The following is a 21349-nucleotide window of genomic DNA, read 5'->3' on the forward strand; positions in this document are numbered from 1 at the left end:
TCGAAGGAGCAAGCTCCTTCTCTGTTCGCTCGACTTGCATGTATTAGGCACGCCGCCAGCGTTCGTCCTGAGCCAGGATCAAACTCTCCATAAAAGAAATTTGATTAGCTCAAATTGTTTTGCTGGCATCATGTTTGATGTCCAAAATTTTGTTTCGTTCACTAACTCAAGGTTAGCTACTAAAAACTTTATTGATTACGTTTTGCTTGTTCAGTTTTCAAGGTTCATTTTTTAATTTACTGTGTCACCTCTTGGCGACTTATACATAATAACATCGATTGTTCATGAAAGTCAACACTATATCATAAGTTTTTTTAAGACTTTATTTTTGTATCAATTATGCCTCGGCATAATTGCGTCCGGAATCGGCTTTGTACTTGCACAAAGCCGATTCCGTGACATCCGCCGAAGCATTGACTTCTGTAGCTGACGTTTCACTTTCGCTACGAAAACATTTGCTGAAAGAAGTTAAAAATTTAGAAACGAGGTTGTTATGATGATTCGTAAAACGTTGATTTCTCTGATTTTCATCGTAATATTGTTTTTCTTTATAAAGCCGATAAATTCTACTATGATTTCTGTATTCAACATCGCCGATGCTCCAGCAGTTGTAACAAAAGGACATTATGGCACATCACTTGTTGTCGAAATTTCTTTCTCTGATGAAGCCCTGCTGGACTGGCTTAAAACTGTAAAAGAACCTTATCCGCTTCTTTTGTTAGATGCTGAGTGGATTAAACGTTCACCTGAGCACATAAAAGTCATTCAAGAACGCAAGCTACCTACAGGATTATTAGGACCCGAGGATTCCTTGGATAAGCCAGTTGATCTTGCCGCCGTTCAAAAAGATATTAATATTTACGAAAAGTATTTACAAGAAACCCCACTTTGGTTTGCAACACGAAATCATCAGTATTCGCAGGATTTACAAAATAACTTATTTCAGCAGCAGATGAATATACTTTCTCCCTCCCTAATCTGGAAAGGTGAAAAGGCACCTAAATTACAAAAGGGAGATTTTGTTTTTCTAACTTTACACCAAAATAATAAAGTCTCAATTAAAGAGCTCAATACATTCCTACAACAAAATAAATTTATGTCGATTGAGGAAAATATATTCGGCTATAAAGTTCAAACTAAAAAATCACCATAAAGTGATACTTTAATCAATGGGGTTTTCTTCATCCCCACTAGTCTTCCCCAACGGACAGTTGATCTCCCATATACCTTTACTTTCAAAGTTACTACCCCTTAATGCGAGATAAAAAAAGTTGCCTCTACAAATATAGAGGCAACTTCTTTTTTATGATTATGCGTTTTTAGCTTGTTCACGACGTGCTTTACGGCGTGCTTCTAATTTTTGACGATCTTCTTCGGATTTTGCATTATATTTTGGTAATACTAATAATTGATAAGCATTTACAGCGAGTAGTGGGAATAGTAATAGTGCAACATACTCGTTAATATTTTCATCTCGACCCATTAATGCAATTGTCCATTCTAGTGTTGTAACAACAATCATAAAAAATAAAGCCGAAATGAAAACGTGTTTTTTTCCAGTTAATTTTACTTTTTGAATAGCTGTTGCTATAGCACCGAATATTAATAAAATTAACAAACCACTATAGAACACCCAGCTTTGTCCATCTTTCACACCAGGTATAAAACGGAAGAATATAATATCAAAAATAGTAATAGCAATTAATACTAGCTGTACCCAATTCCATAATGTAAGTGTTCTAAAAATATTAACCCCTACTTGATGAAGCGTTAAATAAGCAAAAAAGCCTGCCTGTGCAATAACACTCATTGTAAACCCTAAGAAAACCATCCATAAAAGCCCGGCCAAAAATTCTCCCCAGTGACCGTTTGCAATATATGGTTGGAAGAAGTCCCATCGAATAAACAAACTGCAAATTCCGTTGACTGCGCCACCAACGAGCATTGCAAAGAAGAAAAACTTAGCCCAATTTCGTATCGTCACAACTAAAAGTCCCCCAATTTCTTATGTATATCTGTACTTATTTTAACAATGCATTGTTAAAAAAGCTATTTCTCATCTTAACCAATACATAAAGTCCTCATAAATGTGAACAATAATTGAAAGAGTCTATCTATAAGAAAGGACTGATTATTCATGCGAAAATTCTTCTTACTACTAATTCTAATGCTGTTTCTTTCTGCCTGTTCACAAGAGAAAGCCTCTACCATGTCCTATGAAGAAATAAAAAAAATAATGATCGACTCTTTACAAACCGAGGATGGTAAAAAGGCGCTGCGAAAGCTTTTAGAGGAACCAAGTTTCCGTGAATTATTGGTTTTGGAACATGATGAAGTGAAGAAAGCTACTGAGGCTACCTTGCTTTCCAAAGAAGCAGAAGACTTTTGGAAGAAAACTTTCGAAGATCCAAAATTTAAAGAAACCGTAGCTAAAAGTATGCAGAAGCAACAACAGGATATTATGAAGGAATTAATAAAAGACCCCACTTTCCAAAAAGATATGGAGGCTTTCTTTGGCCAGCCAGATATGCAAAAACAATTAGAGAACATTCTAAAATCCTCCAATATGAGAAAAGAAGTGGAAACTGTCGTCAAAGAAACGATTGAAAGTCCACTTATGCAAGCAAAATGGCAGGAGCTTATTAGGAAAAGCGGTGGCGAGACAAGTAAGGCTGGCGCTAGCGCTGGCGGTAAAAAAGAAGCTGGTAGCGGTGGAGAAGGTAGTGAACAAAAAGGCCCTCAGTAATCACTTATATGTAAAAACGGATTTCCTCCATTGTTTGAGGAAATCCGTTTTCATTATTTATTTAATTTATTAATGATGTTCGTCGCGATGTCTAAATAGATTTGTCCTGTTGTGTGTTTTTCAGCATAAACAGAAGGTGCAAAATCTTCTTCTGACCAATCAGGTTGACCAAGAGGAATTTGACCAAGTAGCTCTGTACGTAGCTCTTCTGCTAACTTTGGTCCTCCACCTTGACCGAATACGAATTCACGGTCACCCGATTTCGATTCATACCATGCCATGTTTTCAATAATACCTAAAATTTCATGGTCTGTTTGTAAAGCCATTGCACCTGCACGAGCTGCAACAAACGCTGCCGTAGGATGTGGTGTTGTTACGACAATTTCTTTTGATGAAGGAAGCATTTGGTGAATATCTAATGCAACGTCACCTGTACCTGGTGGTAAATCCAATAGTAGATAGTCTAGCTCGCCCCATTCTACATCACGGAAAAACTGATCTAACACTTTACCTAACATTGGTCCGCGCCATACAATCGGTGCGTTATTTTCAACAAAGAAGCCCATTGAAATCATTTTCACACCTAAACGATCAACAGGGAAAATTCGATTGTCTACCACTTTAGGCATATCTGTCACGCCCATCATATCAGGCACACTGAACCCATAAATATCAGCATCAATTAAACCAACCTTCTTACCTAGACGAGCTAATGCAACTGCTAAGTTAACTGATACTGTAGATTTCCCTACCCCGCCTTTACCAGAGGCAATTGAAATAACTTGTACTGTGCTAAGCGGAGATAAAATATCTTGTGCTTCAGCTTCAGTTGCTACACCACGGAAGCTCTGTAGTTTTTCTGCTGACAGCTCTTCGAAACGAATCCCAACTGTATTTGCACCCGCTTCTTTTAAAACTTCAACAATTTTCATTTGTAGCTGTAATTGTTCAGGTGTATTTGTTTTAGCAATCGCAATTTTTACACTCACATGATTCTTCTCTTCTTTTATTGTTACGTTTGTAATACCGTCTGTTTCAGCGAATGATTTATGTAAAAATGGATCTTGTAGTTGTCCTAGTATTTCTCGTACTTGTTGTTCATTTATCACGACGAACACTCCCCTTATATTATCTCAATGTTAGTATATCATAATGATTTGATTTCCGTTGTGTTGTTGCTCTATTCAATTTTTGCTAATAAATACTCTTCTATACCTTCAACAATGGCATCTCCCATTTTTTCTTGGTATTTCTTATCTATTAATAGTGCACGTTCCTCATCATTACTTATAAATCCTGTTTCTACTAGTGCAGCAGGTACCACAGCCTTTTTCAGTAAATATATTTGTTTGATAGACATTGCTTCTCGATCAGTATTTTTCAAATTAGTGCGAATGGAATCTTGAATACTCTTTGCTAAAAATTCACTTTCAGCATGTCCTTCTTGATGATAAAACACCTGTGCTCCACGCCATTTTGTTTCAGGAATGGCATTTGCATGAATTGTAATAAAAATATCCGGTTTTTCTTTTTCTACTATGTCTTTTCTTAAAAAGATGTCCTGCTTTTTTCGTTCTCTCAAAGTTCCAAACTTTTCTGAGGACGCATGCTCATCGATTACATCTCCATCTTTTGTTCGTGTCATTACGACTGTTGCGCCTTTTTTCTTTAATTGCTTCTCAACATGCTGAGCAATTGCAAGTGTAATCTCCTTTTCAATTACTTCACCCTTCGAAGCACCTCCATCTTGACCGCCGTGTCCCGCATCAATGACAATTTTTATGCCACCAAGTGGGTCCGGTAAGAAGAAGTTACGGTTCGAAGCATTCGTTTCATATGCCACGAACACTATACTCATTAGCATAATTACTCCTAGTGCAAGCCAGCGCTTCACCCATATCCACCACCCTTTTATATGTAGTGTACGAAGTTAGTGATTGAACTATGCTAGAAAGTAAAAAAACTCTTTAAGTAATTAGAAAGGAACTCTTAGCCTACTTTTTGCGGGTATTTGTTTATTGAAAGAAGTTAAAATTGAGTGTTTGATTAGTAGTAGAAGATACTTTTTGGGTAATGATAAAACGGCATTAATCCATTTGTACTCTAAGGACTAATGCCGTTAATTTCTTATTTTAGTGTAAATTCAGGTTTAAACTTACCTGTATAAGGTTCATGCTCAACAAATACTGTTATATCCTTACCATCTTTATCTTTCCCAGTTCTTTGATACGTGAATTTCTTATTATTTAACTCGGTAATTTCGAGCACAGCCCCATATTTATTGTCGCCAATTGAAACATGAGCTCTTAATTTATTTCCATCGATAACATTAAAGTACCCATAGTCACCGCGACTTTCACCTGTTTCAGGATTGAAAAATTCATATTTATTTGTATTAGCATCATATTTCGCAAGGCTAATGAAATTTCTATTATATTGTGTTACATCATTTTTATTTACATCTAATACAACGCTTCCTTGCCAAAGCGTATCAGCTAAGATCTTATCTCCATCCACATCCTTAACAACAGTGCCCGTCGAATTATTTAAAGCTTTAGCTGACTCAGTAAATGTTAGCTTTTTTTCCTTATAAGGGACATGCTCAACGAAGACCTCTACATCTTTACCATTTGCATCTTTACCCATTTTTTTATACGTAAACATATCATTTTTTATCTTAGTAATCTCTTCAATTGCTTGGTAATTTTTCGTTTCTGAAATCAATATTCTATGCTTTCCGTCATTCGTAAAAAAGAAAACCCCTTTATCGTCAAGACTTCCAGCTGTATTTGGATCGAAGAGTTCATAGCGTCCTGAGTCAGCGTCATATTTCGCAAGGCCCATTAAGTTTGAATTCTCTGCTGTTACATCTTTATTATTTTTATCGTAAACTTTTGAGGCTTGCCAGTTTGTACTACTAAGAATGTTGGCATTTGCTTGACCTTTTGTCATTTCTACTTGTCTCTGATCTTCAGTATTCCCTGTTTTTACTTCCTCCGTTTTTTTTACGTCAGTTTTATTCTGACATGCACCAAGAAGTGCCATTACTGCAAGTGATACTATTAGTAGCTTTTTCATATATTGACCTCCACTTTCAGAATAAACAACTTAAAAGTAGTATCCGCCATTTCTATATAAATTACACATCATAATCGCTACTAACATTACAGATAATAAAAGTGCCTCAGCACTTCTTGCAATACTTGAAGTTCACTAAGAACCCAGGTATAACTTTTTCCAAACAAAAAAACCCTTTCTCGAAAATATTCGAGAAAGGGTTTGGAAACGTTGATATACGTAATATTAACGTTTTGAGAACTGAGGTGCACGACGAGCGCCGCGTAGACCTGGTTTTTTACGTTCTTTCATGCGTGAATCACGAGTAAGTAATCCAGCAGATTTTAATGCAGCACGGAAATCTGGGTCTACTTGAAGTAGAGCACGTGCGATACCGTGACGTACTGCACCAGCTTGACCAGTGTATCCACCACCGTTAACGTTTACGTGGATGTCATAGCTTCCTGTAGTTTCAGTAGCTACTAATGGTTGTTTAATTACTTCACGTAATGCAGCGAATGGTACGTATTCTTCGATTTCACGTTTGTTGATAACAATTTTACCTGTACCTGGTACTAAACGTACGCGAGCTACAGAGCTTTTACGGCGACCAGTGCCGATGTATTGAACTTGTGCCAAAGTAATATCCTCCTCTTAATTTATATTATCCGCGAAGCTCGTATGCTTCTGGTTTTTGTGCAGCGTGTGGGTGCTCTGTTCCAGTGTAAACGTTTAGTTTACCGAACATTTTGCGACCTAAAGAGTTTTTAGGAAGCATCCCTTTAATTGCTAATTCGATCATTCTTGTTGGGTACTTGTCTAACATTTCACCAGCAGTACGAGTTTTTAATCCACCCGCAAATTGAGTATGGTGACGGTAAAGTTTACCCTCTAATTTGTTACCAGTTAAATGGATTTTGTCAGCGTTGATGATGATTACGTGATCACCTGTGTCAACGTTTGGTGTGAATGTTGGTTTATGTTTACCACGTAAGATAGCAGCTACTTCAGAAGCTAAACGTCCAAGAGTTTGGCCTTCTGCATCAACTACTAGCCATTTACGGTCTACTTCGTGACCTTTAGCCATGAATGTTGTACGCATGTATATATCCTCCTAATCGATTCGATTACCGTTATTTTTCATTAAACTACACTATAAGTTTTCGGGGCTTATTTGTGGTGGTAATGAAAATACCATCTGTTATCATATAATGAATGACTTTTAAAGTCAAGCAATTTCAATAAACACCTGGAGAAGTTGTTCAGATTCATTTCTTGGTTAAATTAGGGCTTTCATTAGCCTTCATTTTTAAAATATAATGTTATTTCGTGTCAAGATTTCTATAACATTCGAGGGCACAATTCAAAATCCAGACGCAATTACGTAAGGGCGGAATTGATATAGGTTGATTGGAATGGAGACTGGGCGACTCCTTCGTGACCAACATCGGTGCTACTGCCACTACGTTAGCACTACGCTTTCGCACAAAAAACATCTGTTGGCCCGAGACCCTACAGCGAAGCGGCTCATCGGACGCCCCCAGGAAGCTCTGCTCTGTGCGAAAGCAAAGCGGCAGCGACAAAGCACCCAGTCGGAACGGAAATCAACTACACGCTATGGTGACGAACCTTTTTAATAGAAGACTTTCTCAAGATATAGACCTTGTGGCGGTGCAGTTTTACCCGCCTTATCGCGATTCATAGATTTAACGATTAACTCCACGTTCTCCATATCACGACGTCCTATACCAACTTCCCAAAGCGTACCTGCGATAATACGGACCATATTATATAAGAAGCCATTGCCTTCAATTACCATATGTAGCTCCTCACCATACCATTCAAATCGTAGCGTAGTCACTGTGCGCACCTTATCTTTGACACTTGTATTAGCTGCACAAAAGCATGAAAAATCATGTGTACCGATAATAGCCTTTGCCGCCCCCTGCATTGCCTTAACATTTGGCTTCACACCATTTGTCTCTACTGTGTAATGTCTGCGGAATGGACTTTGTACAGCCTCACATGACCATATATATCGGTACCGCTTCCCTGTTACACTGTAGCGAGCATGAAAATCAGCAGCTTCTTCTTCAATCGACATTACTCGAATATCTCTTGGCAGTTGAACGTTTAATGCCTTCATGTATTTATCTACTGGAATCGCGAGTGGTGAATCAAAATGCAATGTTTGACCTGTTGCATGCACTCTTGCATCTGTACGTCCACTAGCTGTTACCTTGATCTTTTCCCCTTTATGCATAATGGCTAGAACACGTTCAAGCTCTGCCTGTACTGTACGCTCTCCAGGCTGTACTTGGTAACCAGAAAATTGCATTCCATCATAACTTATAATTGCTTTTAATCGTCGCATAAAGATTACTCCTTTTAACTTCTATAGAAGAATAGTAATACGGCCATTCCTACTAATAACATAAGTGCAAATGTATCACTCATATCCCACTTTAGCTTGCGATATCTCGTACGCCCTTCGCCTCCACGGTAGCCTCTTACTTCCATAGCTGTTGCTAAATCCTCAGCTCGTTTAAAAGCACTTACAAAGAGAGGTACCAATAATGGCACAACCGCTTTAATACGATCCTTTATTGGTCCTGAAGATAAATCCGAACCACGTGCCATTTGTGCTTTCATAATTTTATCTGTTTCATCCATTAACGTTGGGATAAAACGCAATGAAATAGACATCATTAGAGCTAACTCATGTACTGGCACTTTCACCGCTTTTAATGGATTTAGCAGCACTTCAATGCCATCCGTAATGGAAATCGGTGACGTTGTAAGTGTTAAGATAGATGTCATAAACACTAGAACTAGAAAGCGTATCGAAATAAATATCCCTTGTCGGATACCTTCCTCATAAATAGTGATAAACTTCCACTCAAATACAATGGCGCCTTCTTTCGTCATAAATATATGAATTAAGAAGGTAAACGCCATTAAAAAAAGTACTGGCTTTAGACCGTTAATTAAAAAATACAATCGAATCCGTGACACTAGCACAATGAGTAAGGTAAACGCTAATAGCAAAGCATATGTCACAGTATTGTTTGCTAAAAAAACAATAATGATGAATGCAAACACAAATATAAGCTTTGACCGTGGATCGAGCTTATGAACGGGAGAATCCCCTGGAAGAAAGCGACCAAATATCATTTTCTCCATCATGACTGTCCACGCTCCTCTCTTAGGACCCGAGCAATTTCAATTGCTAACTCTTCTTCAGTTAAGCATATCTTCGAGAATGATTTGTTTATCATTTTTTCAATTTTTTGTTGAAATCGTACGATACGAGGTGGTTCTAAGCGGAAATTTTTTAATGTCTCTACATCTTTAAAAATTTCTTGAGGTGTGCCACTTAGTACATTTTTCCCTTCATGCATAATGACAATACTATCTGCATAACGAGCTGCGTCCTCCATACTATGGGTAACGAGTATCGTTGTTAGGCCACGTTCCTTGTGTAGCTTATAAAACATATCCATAATCTCTTTTTGACCACGAGGATCAAGCCCTGCAGTTGGTTCATCTAAAACAATCACTTCAGGTTCCATCGCCAAAACACCAGCAATTGCTACCCTGCGCATTTGTCCACCCGATAAATCAAAAGGTGATTTTTCAAGTACGTCCCCTGGTAAGCCTACTAAGCCTACTAGCTCCTTTGCTCGTGCTTCTGCCTCTTGCTCAGAAACACCAAAGTTCATAGGACCAAACATAATATCCTTTAATACCGTTTCTTCAAATAACTGATGCTCCGGGAATTGAAACACAATGCCAACCTTTTGACGTACAGCCTTTAAATCTTTGGCCTTTTTCCCAGCTACAACAACACGATCCCCAATATGTACTTCTCCAGATGTTGGTTTTAGAAGTGCATTAAAATGTTGAAGAATTGTCGATTTACCGGAACCCGTATGTCCGATAATTGCCTGGTACGTATGTGAAGGAATTTCAAAATCCACATCAAATAAAGCAAGTTTTTCAAAAGGTGTACCCTGTGCATAAGCATAGCTTACTTGTTGAAGTTTGATGTCCATAAATCATTCACCAACTCTTCTTCTGTCATATGTTGTCCCATTAATGGAACACCTTCCTTTTGCAATAACTTTGATAACTTCATGGCAAATGGCAAGTCTAATCCAAACTCAACTAGCTTGTCCCCAAGTGTGAAAATTTCAGCAGGTGTACCCTCAGCAAATTTCTTTCCGTCATTCATAAAGAGAACACGATCTGCAAGCATAGCTTCTTCTAAATCATGCGTAATAGATAGTACTGTTAACCCTGTTTCAGCACGTAAAGTTTGAACTGTTTGTAGTACCTCAACACGACCTTGTGGATCTAGCATAGAAGTAGCTTCATCAAGAATAAGGAGCTTAGGTTTCAACGCGAGTGCGCCTGCAATGGCAACGCGCTGCTTTTGCCCACCCGATAAATGATGTGGCTCATGATCTAAAAAATTGTTCATTTTTACTTGGTCGAGTGCTGCATGGACACGTTCTACCATCTCTTCAAACGGTACTCCGTTATTTTCAAGAGCAAAAGCAACATCATCCTGCACTGTCGCTCCAACAAACTGATTGTCTGGATTTTGAAAAACCATGCCCATTTGTGAACGGCTTTCCCACAGGTTTTCTTCACTCAATGGTTGTCGTAAAATACGGACATCCCCTTGCTGTGGATAAAGCAAACCATTCATAAGCTTTGCAATAGTGGATTTACCGGAACCGTTATGGCCAACAATGGCAATCCATTCCCCTTCCTGTACCGCAAAGCTTACATTTTCGACAGCATTGCGACTTTCTTTTTCTTCTGGTGTATATGAAAATGTCACATTATTTAATGATAAAATTTCTGGCATTTCTAGAACTCCTCTCTACATGCTCAGCTCTACTAACTAACTTACACTTTTTTATGTATGAATTCTACTACAATCAGTATGTCAATAAAAGAAAAGTGCTAAAATCACTTTCCATTCTTTTGTCTGCCCTATATTAGTGTACGTATAATTTAAAGGTTATCTTTAAAAAATACATCATATATTGAGCGGGCCACCTCAATCGTCCCGGTGACTACCATTATAAAATCAGCCTATAAAAAAAAGCACCACTAAATTGGCGCTAACTCTTACTTCCCTAAAAAATAAAAAAGCGCGCACCTCATTCGATAGAAATGCGCTAGTCGTTACATTTTCAAGAAACACGGGTGCTCAAGCCCTTGTTCCCTCTGAATGAGGTGCGGAGAGCTAAACGAGACGCCACACAACAGTGTCCGCTCATCATAACGCTCAGCTTAATTATTTGTCGTATAAATCGTTTTATAAAGAAAGAGGGTGGTGATTCCACCCTCTTCACCACTTGTTTTCTCTTATGATTAAACTAATTCAATCACAACAACAGGTGCACCGTCACCACGACGAGGACCTACTTTAAGAATACGAGTGTAACCACCTTGACGTTCTGCATAACGTGGTGCAACATCATCAAATAACTTTTGAAGTGCAAATGAAGTTGTTTCGTTACCTTCAGCATCAGTAGTTGTTACTAGTTCACGACGGATGAATGCAGCAGCTTGACGGCGTGCGTGTAAATCTCCGCGTTTACCTAAAGTAATCATTTTTTCAACAGCTTTACGTACTTCTTTAGCGCGAGCCTCAGTAGTTTCGATACGCTCGTTGATGATTAAATCAGTAGCTAAGTCACGTAACATCGCTTTACGTTGAGAACTTGTACGACCAAGTTTTCTGTAACCCATGGATGTTTCCCTCCTTTATAAAAAATTATCTGATCTTGTAAGTTTTGTTTAAATCGCTTAGTCTTCTTTGCGTAACCCTAAACCAAGCTCTTCTAACTTCGCTTTTACTTCTTCAAGTGACTTACGTCCAAGGTTACGAACTTTCATCATGTCGTCTTCTGACTTATTCGCAAGTTCTAGTACTGTATTAATACCAGCGCGTTTTAAGCAGTTATAAGAACGAACAGAAAGATCAAGTTCTTCGATAGTCATCTCTAAAACTTTTTCTTTTTGATCTTCTTCTTTTTCGACCATGATTTCAGCAGTTTGTGCCTCATCTGTCATGCCAACGAAGATGTTTAGATGCTCGGTTAAAATTTTTGCTCCGAGCGAAATCGCCTCTTTCGGACCGATGCTACCATCTGTCCACACATCAAGAGAAAGTTTATCGTAGTCAGAAGACTGACCTACACGAGTATTTTCCACTTGGAAATTGACGCGTGATACTGGAGTGTAAATAGAGTCGATCGGGATCACGCCGATAGGAAGATCCTCACGTTTGTTTTGATCAGCAGGAGTGTAACCACGGCCGCGTTGAGCGTACATACGCATACGTAAATGACCGTTTTTAGCGATTGTTGCAATATATAGATCCGGGTTTAAAATTTCTACATCACTGTCATGTGTAATGTCAGCAGCTGTAACTGTACCATCGCCTTTTACATCAATCTCAATAACTTTTTCTTCGTCAGAGTAGATTTTAAGAGCTAGTTTTTTCACGTTCAAAATAATTGAAGCTACATCCTCTACAACGCCTTCTACAGTTGAGAATTCGTGAAGAACACCGTCAATTTGAATTGAAGTGACAGCAGCTCCTGGTAATGAAGACAGAAGGATACGACGTAAAGAATTACCCAAAGTGTTTCCATATCCGCGTTCAAGCGGTTCTACAACAAACTTTCCATATTTGGAATCTTCGCTGATCTCCACCGTTTCAATCTTTGGTTTTTCAATTTCGATCATTTTTATTTACCCTCCTTCAAAACATCGAATGTATAGGTTCTTTCCATCATAGATTCGATCGTCATTGACGTATCGTTTATTATCTGCACAAGACAGTCTGTACAAAAAATGATGTTCTCATACAATATGAGACGCACCCATTACACGCGACGACGTTTTGGCGGACGGCAACCATTATGAGGAACTGGAGTAACGTCTTTAATAGCAGTTACATCTAAACCAGCAGCTTGAAGTGCACGAATTGCAGCTTCACGACCTGCACCAGGACCTTTAACAGTTACTTCCAACGTTTTCAGACCATGTTCAAGGGATGCTTTAGCAGCAGTTTCTGCAGCCATTTGAGCAGCGAATGGTGTAGATTTACGTGAACCACGGAAACCAAGAGCACCAGCACTTGACCAAGATACAGCGTTACCTTGCATATCTGTAATCGTTACGATTGTATTGTTAAATGTAGAACGAATGTGTGCGATACCAGATTCGATATTCTTTTTCACACGACGTTTACGAGTTTGTTGTTTACGAGCCATGTTAAGAAGGAACCTCCTTTACTTATTATTTTTTCTTGTTCGCTACAGTTTTACGAGGACCTTTACGCGTACGCGCATTATTCTTCGTATTTTGACCACGAACAGGTAAACCACGACGGTGACGGATACCACGGAATGAACCGATTTCCATCAGACGTTTGATATTTAATGAAGTTTCGCGACGTAAGTCACCTTCAAGTTTGTAAGAGTCTAATTGTTCACGGATTTTGTTTAACTCATCTTCAGTTAAGTCGCGTACGCGTGTATCTTCTGAAATACCTGCGTCAGCTAATACTTTCTGAGCTGTAGTTTTACCAATACCGTAAATGTAAGTTAATGAAATTACCACGCGTTTGTCGCGAGGAATATCAACACCAGCAATACGTGCCATGTACGTTGTGCACCTCCTTTAGAATTAACCTTGTTTTTGTTTGTGTTTAGGATTTTCACAGATTACCATTACTTTACCGCGTCGGCGAATTACTTTACATTTTTCGCAGATCGGTTTCACAGATGGTCTCACTTTCATCTAACCTAACCTCCTTAGTAGTCCGGAGCGCAAAAGATTATTTAAAACGGTATGTGATACGACCGCGAGTTAAATCATAAGGAGATAACTCGATAGTAACCTTATCTCCAGGTAGAATGCGGATAAAGTGCATACGAATCTTACCAGAAACGTGTGCTAGAATCACATGTCCATTTTCTAATTCTACCTTAAACATCGCGTTTGGCAAAGTCTCAACAACTGTCCCTTCGACTTCAATTACATCATCTTTCGCCATCTACTCTGTCTCCTCTCTATATGCAAATTAAAGTTCTCATCGTTACATCAAACGGATATCTGCTGCAACTATAGAAGCAACCTCGTTTCAACATATGTTTGGATTGTATGAGAGATGTTTGAAAGACGCTCGTCTGGTTTCGCTTCACACAATCCACGGAATATACAGAACCATTTAGGGCACTGAACCTCCCATGTTTACACGAATACCGGAATGTCTTTGATGAGATATTCATACCCGTTACACAGATGCTTCCACGAAACCCATTATACTCTTTCAAAAGTCATGTTGCACTTTTTAAAAGAAATATATACCGGGCACAATATGCTTTTGCAACTCTCAAAAAAAATTATGTTTCGTTGTTGCTCCCGCATGCCTCCCGCGGAAGCAGTATTCTGCGCCCGGAGCCGGGTATCAGCTGCGGCTGCCCTGTAAAAGAGCATCAAGATCAGCAAACACTTTGTTAATATCTTGCTGTCCATCTATATTTGTTAACACACCTTTTACTTCATAGTAGTTCAGTAATGGTTGTGCTTGTTTCATATTTACTTCCAGACGGTTTGCAACCGTTTCAGGATTATCATCCGCACGTGTGTAAAGCTCGCCACCATCTTTATCACATTTTCCTTCCTCAGCTGGAGGATTGAAAATTAGATGATAAGATGTTCCACAAGTTTTACAAATACGACGACCTGATAGACGAGCAACTAGCTCATCTTTTTCAACTTGGATGTTAATTGTATGTTCAATAGCTTTACCAAGATCAGCAAGGATGCTGTCTAAAGCTTCAGCTTGAGGAACAGTACGTGGGAATCCATCTAATAAGAAGCCCTTTTCACAATCATGTTTAGCAAGTCGCTCGCGAACAATACCAATCGTTACTTCATCAGGTACTAGAGCACCTTGATCAATGAACGATTTAGCTTGCAAGCCTAGTTCTGTACCATCTTTCATAGCAGCACGGAACATATCGCCTGTAGAAATATGAGGAATCGCGTACTTCTCAACGATTTTATCTGCTTGAGTACCTTTACCAGCACCTGGCAGACCCATTAAAACGATATTCATACGGAAATATTCCTCCCACAAAAGGTTTGCTGATTTCAGGAAACGATGGAACGTTCCCTAAAAACCAACATTATTTCATAAAGCCTTTGTAGTGACGTTTAACAAGTTGAGATTCTAGCTGTTTCATCGTTTCGAGCGCAACGCCGACTACGATAATTATACTAGTACCACCGATCTGCACTGTGGCAGGTAGATTCATAAAGTTTATGATTATAATCGGCATTACTGATATAACAGTTAAGAAAATCGCACCAACAAATGTCAGACGATATAACACGCTTGTTAAATACGTTTGAGTACTTTCACCAGGACGAATACCTGGAATGTAAGCACCTTGCTTTTTCAAGTTATCTGCCACATTTTCTGGATTCACTTGTATGAATGCATAGAAATATGTGAACGCGATGATCAAGGTAACGTAAACAATCATCCCAACAGGTTTTGTATAATCAAACGTGTTTTGAATAAATGTTGATACGCCACTTTCACCAAAGAACGGAACTAACGTACGAGGTGTCATCAGAAACGCTGATGCAAAAATTACCGGAATAACCCCTGCAGCATTTACTTTTAACGGTAAATGCGTTTGTTGAGAACCTGTTTGTTGATTGCGTCCAGTAACTCGTTTTGCATATTGAATTGGAATTTTACGTAGTGCTTGTTGCACATAGATAACTCCAACAACAACTGCTAGCAAAACTAAAGCAAGTAAACCAAGAATCACTAGATTGATAAATAACTTATCACCAGCACCCTCGATTTGCTGTGCATAGATTTGGTTAATGCCAGTCGGTAATGCCGCAACGATACCTGCGAAAATTACAACTGAAATACCATTTCCAACACCATGCGCAGTAATTTGGTCAGCAAGCCATACTAGGAATGCTGTACCCGCAGTTAATACAATTGAAATCGTAACATATGTTATAATTCCTTCTTCTTTAATCAAAGATCCACCATACATTCTATTAAAACCAAATGACATTGCGAATGATTGGATAAAGGCAAGAATAATTGTAAAGTAACGAGTAAATTGTGCAAGTTTACGTCTTCCGACTTCACCTTGCTTTGCCCACTCAGCAAATTTCGGTACTACGTCCATTTGCAATAACTGAACAATAATTGAAGCAGTGATGTAAGGCATAATCCCCATCGCGAAGATTGAGAAGTTCTTTAAAGCACCACCGCCAAAAGTATTCAGGAAACCAACGAGGTTAAACTCATCAGTTGCCTTTAATACATTTGCGTCAACGTTTGGTACTGGTACGAACGTACCAATACGGAAAACGATTAACATTAAAAGAGTAAAAATGATTTTATTTCGTATATCTCGAACACGCATAAAGTTAGAGATCGTCTGAAACATTAAATCACCTCAGTAGTTCCGCCGGCATTTTCAATTGCTTCTTTAGCCGAAGCTGAGAATTTATGAGCTTTTACTGTAAGCTTTTTGTTAAGAGTTCCGTTTCCAAGAACTTTAATTCCAGCTTTTTCATTGCTCACTAAACCTGATTCAAGTAATAATGCAGTTGTTACTTCTGCACCATCTTCAAAACGGTTTAATGTGTCAAGATTAACGATCGCGTACTCTTTACGGTTAATGTTAGTAAAGCCGCGTTTCGGTAAACGACGGAATAAAGGGTTTTGACCACCTTCGAATCCTGGGCGTACACCGCCGCCAGAACGAGAGTTTTGACCTTTATGACCTCTACCTGCAGTTTTACCGTTACCAGAACCGATACCGCGACCTACGCGGTTACGTACTTTACGGGAACCTTCTGCTGGTTTTAACTCATGAAGTTTCATATTGGATGGCACCTCCTTGTTCGTTAATTAAAAATTAGTTTTCTTTTACAGTAACTAAGTGAGCTACTACATCAATCATACCGCGAGTAGCTGCATTATCAGCTTTCTCAACAGTTTGGTTTAATTTACGTAAACCTAGTGCTTCAATAGTTTTGCGTTGTGCTGGTTTAGAACCAATCACAGATTTTGTAAGGGTGATTTCTAATTTGTTAGCCATTATCTTTCCCCCCTTATCCTAATATTTCTTCCACTGATTTACCACGTAATTTAGCTACGTCCTCTACGCGTTTTAATTCAGTTAAACCTTGAATAGTTGCACGCACCATATTGATTGGTGTGTTAGTTCCAAGAGATTTTGAAAGAATATCAGTAATACCAGCAAGTTCTAGTACGGCACGTACTGGACCACCAGCGATAACCCCTGTACCAGGAGCAGCAGGTTTAATTAGGATTTCTCCTGCACCAAAGCGACCTTGCACTAAGTGTGGAGTTGTTCCACCTACGCGTGGCACTTCGATTAAGTTTTTCTTCGCATCTTCAACAGCTTTACGGATAGCATCTGGCACCTCTTGAGCTTTACCAGTACCGAATCCAACGTGACCGTTTTTATCGCCAACAACAACTAATGCTGTGAAGCGGAAGCGACGTCCACCTTTAACAACTTTAGCAACACGGTTAATAGTAACTACGCGTTCTTCAAGTTCTCCAAGTTTGTTTGCGTCAATTCGACTCATGAAATGTGTCCCTCCTTTTTATTAGAATTCTAAACCGTTCTCACGTGCAGCTTCAGCTAAAGCTTTAACACGTCCATGATATAAGTAACCACCACGGTCAAATACTACAGCAGTAATATTTTTTTCCGTAGCGCGTTTTGCGATTGTTTCACCGACTTTAGTTGCAGCATCAACATTGCTACCAGCAGCTTCAAAACCATTTTCTTGAGAAGATGCGCTAACAATTGTTACGCCTGCTACGTCATCGATAAGTTGAGCGTAGATGTTCTTGTTTGAACGGAATACGTTTAAGCGTGGACGCTCAGCAGTACCCGAAATTTTAGAACGTACGCGCGCATGACGTTTTTTACGAACCTGATTTTTATCTTGTTTCGTAATCACAAGGGTCACTCCTTTCTAATGCTTAGACAGCATTATTTACCTGTTTTACCTTCTTTACGACGAACATATTCGCCTTCATAACGGATACCTTTACCTTTGTAAGGCTCTGGTGGACGCACGTCACGGATGTTAGATGCAAGAGCACCAACACGTTCTTTGCTAATACCTTTAACGATGATCTTAGTGTTTGAAGGAACTTCAACTTCTAAACCATCTTCAGGTGTGAACTCAACTGGATGTGAATAACCTACGTTAAGAACAAGTTTTTTACCTTGTAATTGCGCACGGTAACCGACACCGATTAGTTCTAATGATTTTTCGAAACCTGCAGAAACACCAGTAATCATGTTCGCTAAAAGCGCACGTGTTGTACCGTGGTTTGTGCGGTGTTCTTTTGAGTCAGAAGGACGAGATACAGAAATCACGTTACCTTCTTGCTCAATTTTCATATCTTGGTGGAAAGAACGAACAAGTTCGCCTTTAGGACCTTTAACGGTAACTGTGTTGTCAGCTGCAACAGTAACAGTTACGTTAGCTGGTACCTCGATAATTTTTTTACCTACACGAGACATTTAGTTGCACCTCCATTCATTTATTGCTAATTACCAAACGTATGCTAGAACTTCGCCGCCAACTTGTTTAGCGCGAGCTTCTTTATCTGTTAATAGACCTTGTGAAGTTGACACTAAAGCGATACCAAGACCGTTCAGTACTTTAGGCACTTCATTTGTTTTAGCATATACTCGTAGACCAGGTTTAGAAATACGTTTTAAGCCAGTGATAACGCGTTCGTTATCTTTACCGTATTTTAAGAAGATACGGATAATACCTTGCTTGTTGTCTTCCACGTATTCTACGTCACGTACGAAACCTTCACGCTTTAAAATTTCAGCGATTTCTTTTTTCACGTTGGAAGCTGGTACTTCTAACTTCTCGTGACGAACCATGTTCGCATTACGAATGCGAGTAAGCATATCTGCAATCGGATCAGTCATTGTCATTACATTTACCTCCTTCCCAAATTAGGGGATTACCAGCTGGCTTTTTTCACGCCAGGAATTTGTCCCTTATATGCAAGTTCTCGGAAACAAATACGGCAAAGTTTAAATTTACGATATACAGAGTGTGGACGGCCACAGCGTTCACAACGTGTATATTCTTGCACTTTAAACTTTTGCTTACGTTGTTGTTTAACGATCATAGATTTTTTAGCCACGTTTTCGCCCTCCTTGTTTAATTACTTTTGGAACGGCATACCGAATTGTGTCAATAACTCGCGAGCTTCTTCATCAGAATTCGCTGTCGTTACGATCACGATGTCCATACCGCGTACTTTTGAAACTTTATCGTAATCGATTTCTGGGAAAATTAATTGCTCTTTAACACCTAAAGTGTAGTTACCGCGACCGTCGAATGCTTTTTTAGAAACACCACGGAAGTCACGTACACGAGGTAGTGAAATTGAGATTAATTTGTCCAAGAATTCATACATACGCTCACCGCGTAATGTAACTTTAGCACCGATAGGCATACCTTCACGTAGACGGAAACCTGCGATCGATTTTTTCGCTTTAGTTACAACTGGTTTTTGACCAGTGATAATTGTTAATTCTTCTACAGCTGCATCTAATGCTTTTGAGTTTTGAACTGCATCACCAACACCCATGTTGATAACGATTTTGTCAACTTTCGGCAATTGCATAACTGATTTATATCCAAACTTGCTCATAAGAGCAGTTGAAACTTCATTTAAATATTTTTCTTTTAGGCGGCTCATTTGTGTACCTCCCTTCTTTTTATAGAAATTAGTCGATTACTGCACCTGATTTTTTTGCAACACGAACTTTTTTACCGTTTTCGATTTTATAACCTACACGAGTCGGCTCGCCAGATTTAGGATCGATTAGCATTACGTTCGAAACGTGAATTGCAGCCTCTTGGCTTACAATTCCACCTTGTGGATTCAATTGGTTAGGTTTTACGTGTTTTTTCACGATGTTCACACCTTCAACAAGAACGCGATCTTGTCTAGGGTAAGAAGCAAGGATAACGCCTTCTTTGCCTTTGTCCTTACCAGTGATCACCTTAACCTTGTCACCTTTTTTTACATGCATGCTGTCGCACCTCCTTGATTGGCACTATCATGAAATTAAAGAACTTCTGGAGCTAGAGAAACGATTTTCATGAAGTTGCTGTCACGTAATTCACGTGCAACAGGTCCGAAAATACGAGTTCCGCGTGGTGATTTATCATCACGAATAATTACACAAGCATTTTCATCAAATTTGATGTACGTACCATCTTTACGACGTACGCCTGATTTAGTACGAACGATAACAGCTTTAACAACGTCACCCTTCTTAACAACGCCACCTGGTGTTGCTTTCTTAACTGTACAAACAACGATATCACCGATGTTAGCAGTTTTACGGCCAGAGCCACCAAGGACTTTAATTGTAAGAACTTCACGTGCACCTGAGTTGTCAGCAACTTTCATACGACTTTCTTGTTGGATCACTTAGGTTACCTCCCTTCGGAAATTGGTTGTTCCGAAATAGTGTTATTAAATAATAACCGCTTTTTCTACAACTTCAACTAGACGGAAACGTTTAGTAGCTGATAGCGGGCGAGTTTCCATGATACGTACGATATCACCGATTTTCGCTGTGTTTAACTCATCATGAGCTTTAAACTTTTTAGAGTATTTTACACGTTTACCATAAAGCTTGTGCTTTTTGTGAGTTTCAACTAAAACAGAAATAGTTTTGTCCATTTTATCTGAAACAACGCGGCCCGTGTAAACTTTGCGTTGATTACGCTCAGTCATACTTGAAAACCTCCTTTATCAGTTATTTGCACTGATTTCTCTTTCACGAATAACAGTTTTCATACGCGCGATTGCTTTACGCACTTCACGAATACGAGCTGTGTTTTCTAATTGACCAGTCGCCAATTGGAAGCGAAGGTTGAAAAGCTCTTCTTTCAGTGATTTCACTTTCAATTCTAATTCAGAAGTGGCAAGGTCACGGATTTCATTAGCTTTCATTAGATTCACCACCAGTTTCTTGACGTTTTACGATCTTACATTTAACAGGAAGCTTATGTGATGCTAAACGAAGTGCTTCACGTGCGATCTCTTCAGATACACCAGCGATTTCGAACATTACTTTTCCTGGTTTTACTACTGCAACCCAACCTTCAGGAGAACCTTTACCAGAACCCATGCGGACTTCTAGAGGTTTTTTAGTGTAAGGTTTGTGTGGGAAGATTTTAATCCAAACTTTACCGCCACGTTTCATGTAACGAGTCATCGCGATACGTGCAGATTCGATTTGACGGTTAGTAATCCAGCTAGCTGTTTGAGCTTGTAAGCCCCATTCGCCGAAAGATACTTCTTTACCGCCTTTCGCTTCGCCACGCATGTTTCCGCGGTGTTCACGACGGTATTTTACGCGTTTAGGCAATAACATA

The 21349-nt window shown here is 39.1% G+C and carries 33 protein-coding genes, 1 rRNA gene and 1 pseudogene; 2 read left to right on the forward strand and 33 right to left on the reverse strand.

The genetic code is table 11. The features are described 5' to 3' along the window. A 16S ribosomal RNA gene (locus tag B1B04_RS15505) occupies window positions 1–94 on the reverse strand; the annotation flags it as partial. 399 nt (window positions 95–493) lie between these two features. Between B1B04_RS15505 and B1B04_RS15510 the strand changes: the two genes are divergently transcribed. After that, the gene (locus tag B1B04_RS15510) at window positions 494–1153 is read left to right on the forward strand and encodes a hypothetical protein (RefSeq protein WP_240518312.1); all 660 of its coding nucleotides are present in this window, start codon (window positions 494–496) and stop codon (window positions 1151–1153) included. Between the two features lie 156 nt (window positions 1154–1309). Here the strand turns inward: B1B04_RS15510 and B1B04_RS15515 are convergent, their stop codons facing one another. Continuing rightward, window positions 1310–1984 (reverse strand): KinB-signaling pathway activation protein, encoded by a 675-nt coding sequence (locus B1B04_RS15515; RefSeq protein WP_079562349.1) that lies wholly within the window; start codon window positions 1982–1984, stop codon window positions 1310–1312. Between the two features lie 153 nt (window positions 1985–2137). Between B1B04_RS15515 and gerD the strand changes: the two genes are divergently transcribed. Further along, the gene (gene gerD, locus B1B04_RS15520) at window positions 2138–2746 is read left to right on the forward strand and encodes a spore germination lipoprotein GerD (RefSeq protein ID WP_079562350.1); all 609 of its coding nucleotides are present in this window, start codon (window positions 2138–2140) and stop codon (window positions 2744–2746) included. A gap of 53 nt (window positions 2747–2799) precedes the next feature. Here the strand turns inward: gerD and B1B04_RS15525 are convergent, their stop codons facing one another. The 31 genes and pseudogenes from B1B04_RS15525 to rplP form a co-directional block, all read right to left on the reverse strand. Continuing rightward, on the reverse strand, window positions 2800–3855 hold the full coding sequence (locus B1B04_RS15525; RefSeq protein WP_079562351.1) for a P-loop NTPase: 1056 nt from the start codon (window positions 3853–3855) through the stop codon (window positions 2800–2802). Between the two features lie 71 nt (window positions 3856–3926). Then, window positions 3927–4640, reverse strand: coding sequence for an N-acetylmuramoyl-L-alanine amidase (locus B1B04_RS15530; protein ID WP_079562352.1), 714 nt, complete (start codon window positions 4638–4640; stop codon window positions 3927–3929). A 233-nt stretch (window positions 4641–4873) separates the two neighbouring features. Continuing rightward, a complete protein-coding gene (locus tag B1B04_RS15535; protein ID WP_079562353.1) occupies window positions 4874–5824 on the reverse strand; it encodes a DUF4822 domain-containing protein in 951 nt (316 codons plus the stop codon). 225 nt (window positions 5825–6049) lie between these two features. Beyond that, window positions 6050–6442 (reverse strand): 30S ribosomal protein S9, encoded by a 393-nt coding sequence (rpsI, locus tag B1B04_RS15540; RefSeq protein ID WP_004233744.1) that lies wholly within the window; start codon window positions 6440–6442, stop codon window positions 6050–6052. A gap of 25 nt (window positions 6443–6467) precedes the next feature. Further along, entirely contained in the window at window positions 6468–6905 is a 438-nt protein-coding gene (gene rplM, locus B1B04_RS15545) for a 50S ribosomal protein L13 (RefSeq protein ID WP_053596074.1), read from the reverse strand. Window positions 6906–7436: 531 nt separating this feature from the next. Further along, window positions 7437–8177 carry a tRNA pseudouridine(38-40) synthase TruA gene (gene truA, locus B1B04_RS15550; RefSeq protein ID WP_079562354.1) on the reverse strand — a complete coding sequence of 247 codons (741 nt, stop codon included), beginning with the start codon at window positions 8175–8177 and terminating at the stop codon, window positions 7437–7439. Window positions 8178–8191: 14 nt separating this feature from the next. Continuing rightward, entirely contained in the window at window positions 8192–8989 is a 798-nt protein-coding gene (locus tag B1B04_RS15555; protein WP_079562355.1) for an energy-coupling factor transporter transmembrane component T family protein, read from the reverse strand. Then, window positions 8986–9858, reverse strand: coding sequence for an energy-coupling factor ABC transporter ATP-binding protein (locus B1B04_RS15560; RefSeq protein WP_079562356.1), 873 nt, complete (start codon window positions 9856–9858; stop codon window positions 8986–8988). The genes B1B04_RS15555 and B1B04_RS15560 overlap by 4 nt, the downstream gene beginning before the upstream one ends. Further along, complete coding sequence (locus tag B1B04_RS15565; protein ID WP_079562357.1) at window positions 9834–10679, reverse strand: energy-coupling factor ABC transporter ATP-binding protein; 846 nt, start codon at window positions 10677–10679, stop codon at window positions 9834–9836. The genes B1B04_RS15560 and B1B04_RS15565 overlap by 25 nt, the downstream gene beginning before the upstream one ends. A 512-nt stretch (window positions 10680–11191) precedes the next feature. Further along, window positions 11192–11572 carry a 50S ribosomal protein L17 gene (gene rplQ, locus B1B04_RS15570; protein WP_012296051.1) on the reverse strand — a complete coding sequence of 127 codons (381 nt, stop codon included), beginning with the start codon at window positions 11570–11572 and terminating at the stop codon, window positions 11192–11194. Between the two features lie 57 nt (window positions 11573–11629). Continuing rightward, window positions 11630–12574: a DNA-directed RNA polymerase subunit alpha gene (locus tag B1B04_RS15575; protein ID WP_004233733.1), complete on the reverse strand. Its 945-nt coding sequence runs from the start codon at window positions 12572–12574 to the stop codon at window positions 11630–11632. 140 nt (window positions 12575–12714) lie between these two features. Next, window positions 12715–13104 (reverse strand): 30S ribosomal protein S11, encoded by a 390-nt coding sequence (rpsK, locus tag B1B04_RS15580; protein WP_053482801.1) that lies wholly within the window; start codon window positions 13102–13104, stop codon window positions 12715–12717. Window positions 13105–13129: 25 nt separating this feature from the next. Next, on the reverse strand, window positions 13130–13495 hold the full coding sequence (gene rpsM, locus B1B04_RS15585; protein ID WP_049662875.1) for a 30S ribosomal protein S13: 366 nt from the start codon (window positions 13493–13495) through the stop codon (window positions 13130–13132). A gap of 24 nt (window positions 13496–13519) precedes the next feature. Beyond that, window positions 13520–13633 carry a 50S ribosomal protein L36 gene (gene rpmJ / locus B1B04_RS15590; RefSeq protein WP_000868344.1) on the reverse strand — a complete coding sequence of 38 codons (114 nt, stop codon included), beginning with the start codon at window positions 13631–13633 and terminating at the stop codon, window positions 13520–13522. Window positions 13634–13670: 37 nt separating this feature from the next. Then, window positions 13671–13889 carry a translation initiation factor IF-1 gene (gene infA / locus B1B04_RS15595; protein ID WP_004233690.1) on the reverse strand — a complete coding sequence of 73 codons (219 nt, stop codon included), beginning with the start codon at window positions 13887–13889 and terminating at the stop codon, window positions 13671–13673. 86 nt (window positions 13890–13975) lie between these two features. Next, window positions 13976–14053, reverse strand: a pseudogene (locus B1B04_RS25420) (type I methionyl aminopeptidase); the annotation flags it as partial. Window positions 14054–14303: 250 nt separating this feature from the next. Next, window positions 14304–14957, reverse strand: coding sequence for an adenylate kinase (locus B1B04_RS15600; RefSeq protein ID WP_079562358.1), 654 nt, complete (start codon window positions 14955–14957; stop codon window positions 14304–14306). A 70-nt stretch (window positions 14958–15027) separates the two neighbouring features. Continuing rightward, complete coding sequence (gene secY / locus B1B04_RS15605; RefSeq protein ID WP_079562359.1) at window positions 15028–16323, reverse strand: preprotein translocase subunit SecY; 1296 nt, start codon at window positions 16321–16323, stop codon at window positions 15028–15030. Next, a complete protein-coding gene (rplO, locus tag B1B04_RS15610) occupies window positions 16323–16763 on the reverse strand; it encodes a 50S ribosomal protein L15 (RefSeq protein ID WP_079562360.1) in 441 nt (146 codons plus the stop codon). The genes secY and rplO overlap by 1 nt, the downstream gene beginning before the upstream one ends. Before the next feature lie 34 nt (window positions 16764–16797). Next, window positions 16798–16980: a 50S ribosomal protein L30 gene (rpmD, locus tag B1B04_RS15615; RefSeq protein ID WP_049662869.1), complete on the reverse strand. Its 183-nt coding sequence runs from the start codon at window positions 16978–16980 to the stop codon at window positions 16798–16800. Window positions 16981–16993: 13 nt separating this feature from the next. Further along, window positions 16994–17497, reverse strand: coding sequence for a 30S ribosomal protein S5 (gene rpsE / locus B1B04_RS15620; RefSeq protein ID WP_053482806.1), 504 nt, complete (start codon window positions 17495–17497; stop codon window positions 16994–16996). A gap of 21 nt (window positions 17498–17518) precedes the next feature. Continuing rightward, entirely contained in the window at window positions 17519–17878 is a 360-nt protein-coding gene (rplR, locus tag B1B04_RS15625) for a 50S ribosomal protein L18 (protein ID WP_075807301.1), read from the reverse strand. Window positions 17879–17910: 32 nt separating this feature from the next. Then, a complete protein-coding gene (rplF, locus tag B1B04_RS15630) occupies window positions 17911–18450 on the reverse strand; it encodes a 50S ribosomal protein L6 (protein WP_079562361.1) in 540 nt (179 codons plus the stop codon). A gap of 30 nt (window positions 18451–18480) precedes the next feature. Next, window positions 18481–18879, reverse strand: a complete 399-nt coding sequence (gene rpsH / locus B1B04_RS15635) for a 30S ribosomal protein S8 (RefSeq protein ID WP_008181717.1) — start codon at window positions 18877–18879, stop codon at window positions 18481–18483. Between the two features lie 29 nt (window positions 18880–18908). Next, window positions 18909–19094, reverse strand: a complete 186-nt coding sequence (locus tag B1B04_RS15640; protein ID WP_004233656.1) for a type Z 30S ribosomal protein S14 — start codon at window positions 19092–19094, stop codon at window positions 18909–18911. Between the two features lie 21 nt (window positions 19095–19115). Further along, window positions 19116–19655, reverse strand: coding sequence for a 50S ribosomal protein L5 (gene rplE, locus B1B04_RS15645; RefSeq protein ID WP_079562362.1), 540 nt, complete (start codon window positions 19653–19655; stop codon window positions 19116–19118). Between the two features lie 28 nt (window positions 19656–19683). Next, a complete protein-coding gene (gene rplX / locus B1B04_RS15650) occupies window positions 19684–19992 on the reverse strand; it encodes a 50S ribosomal protein L24 (RefSeq protein WP_079562363.1) in 309 nt (102 codons plus the stop codon). Window positions 19993–20027: 35 nt separating this feature from the next. Next, entirely contained in the window at window positions 20028–20396 is a 369-nt protein-coding gene (gene rplN, locus B1B04_RS15655) for a 50S ribosomal protein L14 (protein WP_004233650.1), read from the reverse strand. 45 nt (window positions 20397–20441) lie between these two features. Further along, the gene (gene rpsQ, locus B1B04_RS15660; RefSeq protein WP_053482810.1) at window positions 20442–20705 is read right to left on the reverse strand and encodes a 30S ribosomal protein S17; all 264 of its coding nucleotides are present in this window, start codon (window positions 20703–20705) and stop codon (window positions 20442–20444) included. 18 nt (window positions 20706–20723) lie between these two features. Further along, a complete protein-coding gene (rpmC, locus tag B1B04_RS15665; RefSeq protein ID WP_049662852.1) occupies window positions 20724–20924 on the reverse strand; it encodes a 50S ribosomal protein L29 in 201 nt (66 codons plus the stop codon). Continuing rightward, entirely contained in the window at window positions 20914–21348 is a 435-nt protein-coding gene (gene rplP / locus B1B04_RS15670; RefSeq protein ID WP_010860599.1) for a 50S ribosomal protein L16, read from the reverse strand. Before rplP ends, rpmC begins: the two co-directional genes overlap by 11 nt. Window position 21349 lies beyond the last annotated feature (1 nt).

Origin of the sequence: Lysinibacillus sp. KCTC 33748 (assembly GCF_002237755.1) — a bacterium.
Taxonomy (GTDB): domain Bacteria; phylum Bacillota; class Bacilli; order Bacillales_A; family Planococcaceae; genus Lysinibacillus.

Coding starts and splice junctions, on each gene's coding strand:
- rplP (WP_010860599.1), bottom strand. CDS start 21,348: ATGTTATTGCCTAAACGCGTAAAATACCGTCGTGAACACCGCGGAAAC.
- rpsK (WP_053482801.1), bottom strand. CDS start 13,104: ATGGCTCGTAAACAACAAACTCGTAAACGTCGTGTGAAAAAGAATATC.
- B1B04_RS15565 (WP_079562357.1), bottom strand. CDS start 10,679: ATGCCAGAAATTTTATCATTAAATAATGTGACATTTTCATATACACCA.
- gerD (WP_079562350.1), top strand. CDS start 2,138: ATGCGAAAATTCTTCTTACTACTAATTCTAATGCTGTTTCTTTCTGCC.
- infA (WP_004233690.1), bottom strand. CDS start 13,889: ATGGCGAAAGATGATGTAATTGAAGTCGAAGGGACAGTTGTTGAGACT.
- rplQ (WP_012296051.1), bottom strand. CDS start 11,572: ATGGGTTACAGAAAACTTGGTCGTACAAGTTCTCAACGTAAAGCGATG.
- B1B04_RS15600 (WP_079562358.1), bottom strand. CDS start 14,957: ATGAATATCGTTTTAATGGGTCTGCCAGGTGCTGGTAAAGGTACTCAA.
- rplE (WP_079562362.1), bottom strand. CDS start 19,655: ATGAGCCGCCTAAAAGAAAAATATTTAAATGAAGTTTCAACTGCTCTT.
- rpmD (WP_049662869.1), bottom strand. CDS start 16,980: ATGGCTAACAAATTAGAAATCACCCTTACAAAATCTGTGATTGGTTCT.
- rpsQ (WP_053482810.1), bottom strand. CDS start 20,705: ATGACTGAGCGTAATCAACGCAAAGTTTACACGGGCCGCGTTGTTTCA.
- B1B04_RS15575 (WP_004233733.1), bottom strand. CDS start 12,574: ATGATCGAAATTGAAAAACCAAAGATTGAAACGGTGGAGATCAGCGAA.
- rpsM (WP_049662875.1), bottom strand. CDS start 13,495: ATGGCACGTATTGCTGGTGTTGATATTCCTCGCGACAAACGCGTGGTA.
- B1B04_RS15560 (WP_079562356.1), bottom strand. CDS start 9,858: ATGGACATCAAACTTCAACAAGTAAGCTATGCTTATGCACAGGGTACA.
- secY (WP_079562359.1), bottom strand. CDS start 16,323: ATGTTTCAGACGATCTCTAACTTTATGCGTGTTCGAGATATACGAAAT.
- rplO (WP_079562360.1), bottom strand. CDS start 16,763: ATGAAACTTCATGAGTTAAAACCAGCAGAAGGTTCCCGTAAAGTACGT.
- rplX (WP_079562363.1), bottom strand. CDS start 19,992: ATGCATGTAAAAAAAGGTGACAAGGTTAAGGTGATCACTGGTAAGGAC.
- rpmC (WP_049662852.1), bottom strand. CDS start 20,924: ATGAAAGCTAATGAAATCCGTGACCTTGCCACTTCTGAATTAGAATTG.
- truA (WP_079562354.1), bottom strand. CDS start 8,177: ATGCGACGATTAAAAGCAATTATAAGTTATGATGGAATGCAATTTTCT.
- rplF (WP_079562361.1), bottom strand. CDS start 18,450: ATGTCTCGTGTAGGTAAAAAAATTATCGAGGTACCAGCTAACGTAACT.
- B1B04_RS15535 (WP_079562353.1), bottom strand. CDS start 5,824: ATGAAAAAGCTACTAATAGTATCACTTGCAGTAATGGCACTTCTTGGT.
- rplM (WP_053596074.1), bottom strand. CDS start 6,905: ATGCGTACAACATTCATGGCTAAAGGTCACGAAGTAGACCGTAAATGG.
- B1B04_RS15510 (WP_240518312.1), top strand. CDS start 494: ATGATGATTCGTAAAACGTTGATTTCTCTGATTTTCATCGTAATATTG.
- rpsE (WP_053482806.1), bottom strand. CDS start 17,497: ATGAGTCGAATTGACGCAAACAAACTTGGAGAACTTGAAGAACGCGTA.
- B1B04_RS15555 (WP_079562355.1), bottom strand. CDS start 8,989: ATGATGGAGAAAATGATATTTGGTCGCTTTCTTCCAGGGGATTCTCCC.
- rpsH (WP_008181717.1), bottom strand. CDS start 18,879: ATGACAATGACTGATCCGATTGCAGATATGCTTACTCGCATTCGTAAT.
- rpmJ (WP_000868344.1), bottom strand. CDS start 13,633: ATGAAAGTGAGACCATCTGTGAAACCGATCTGCGAAAAATGTAAAGTA.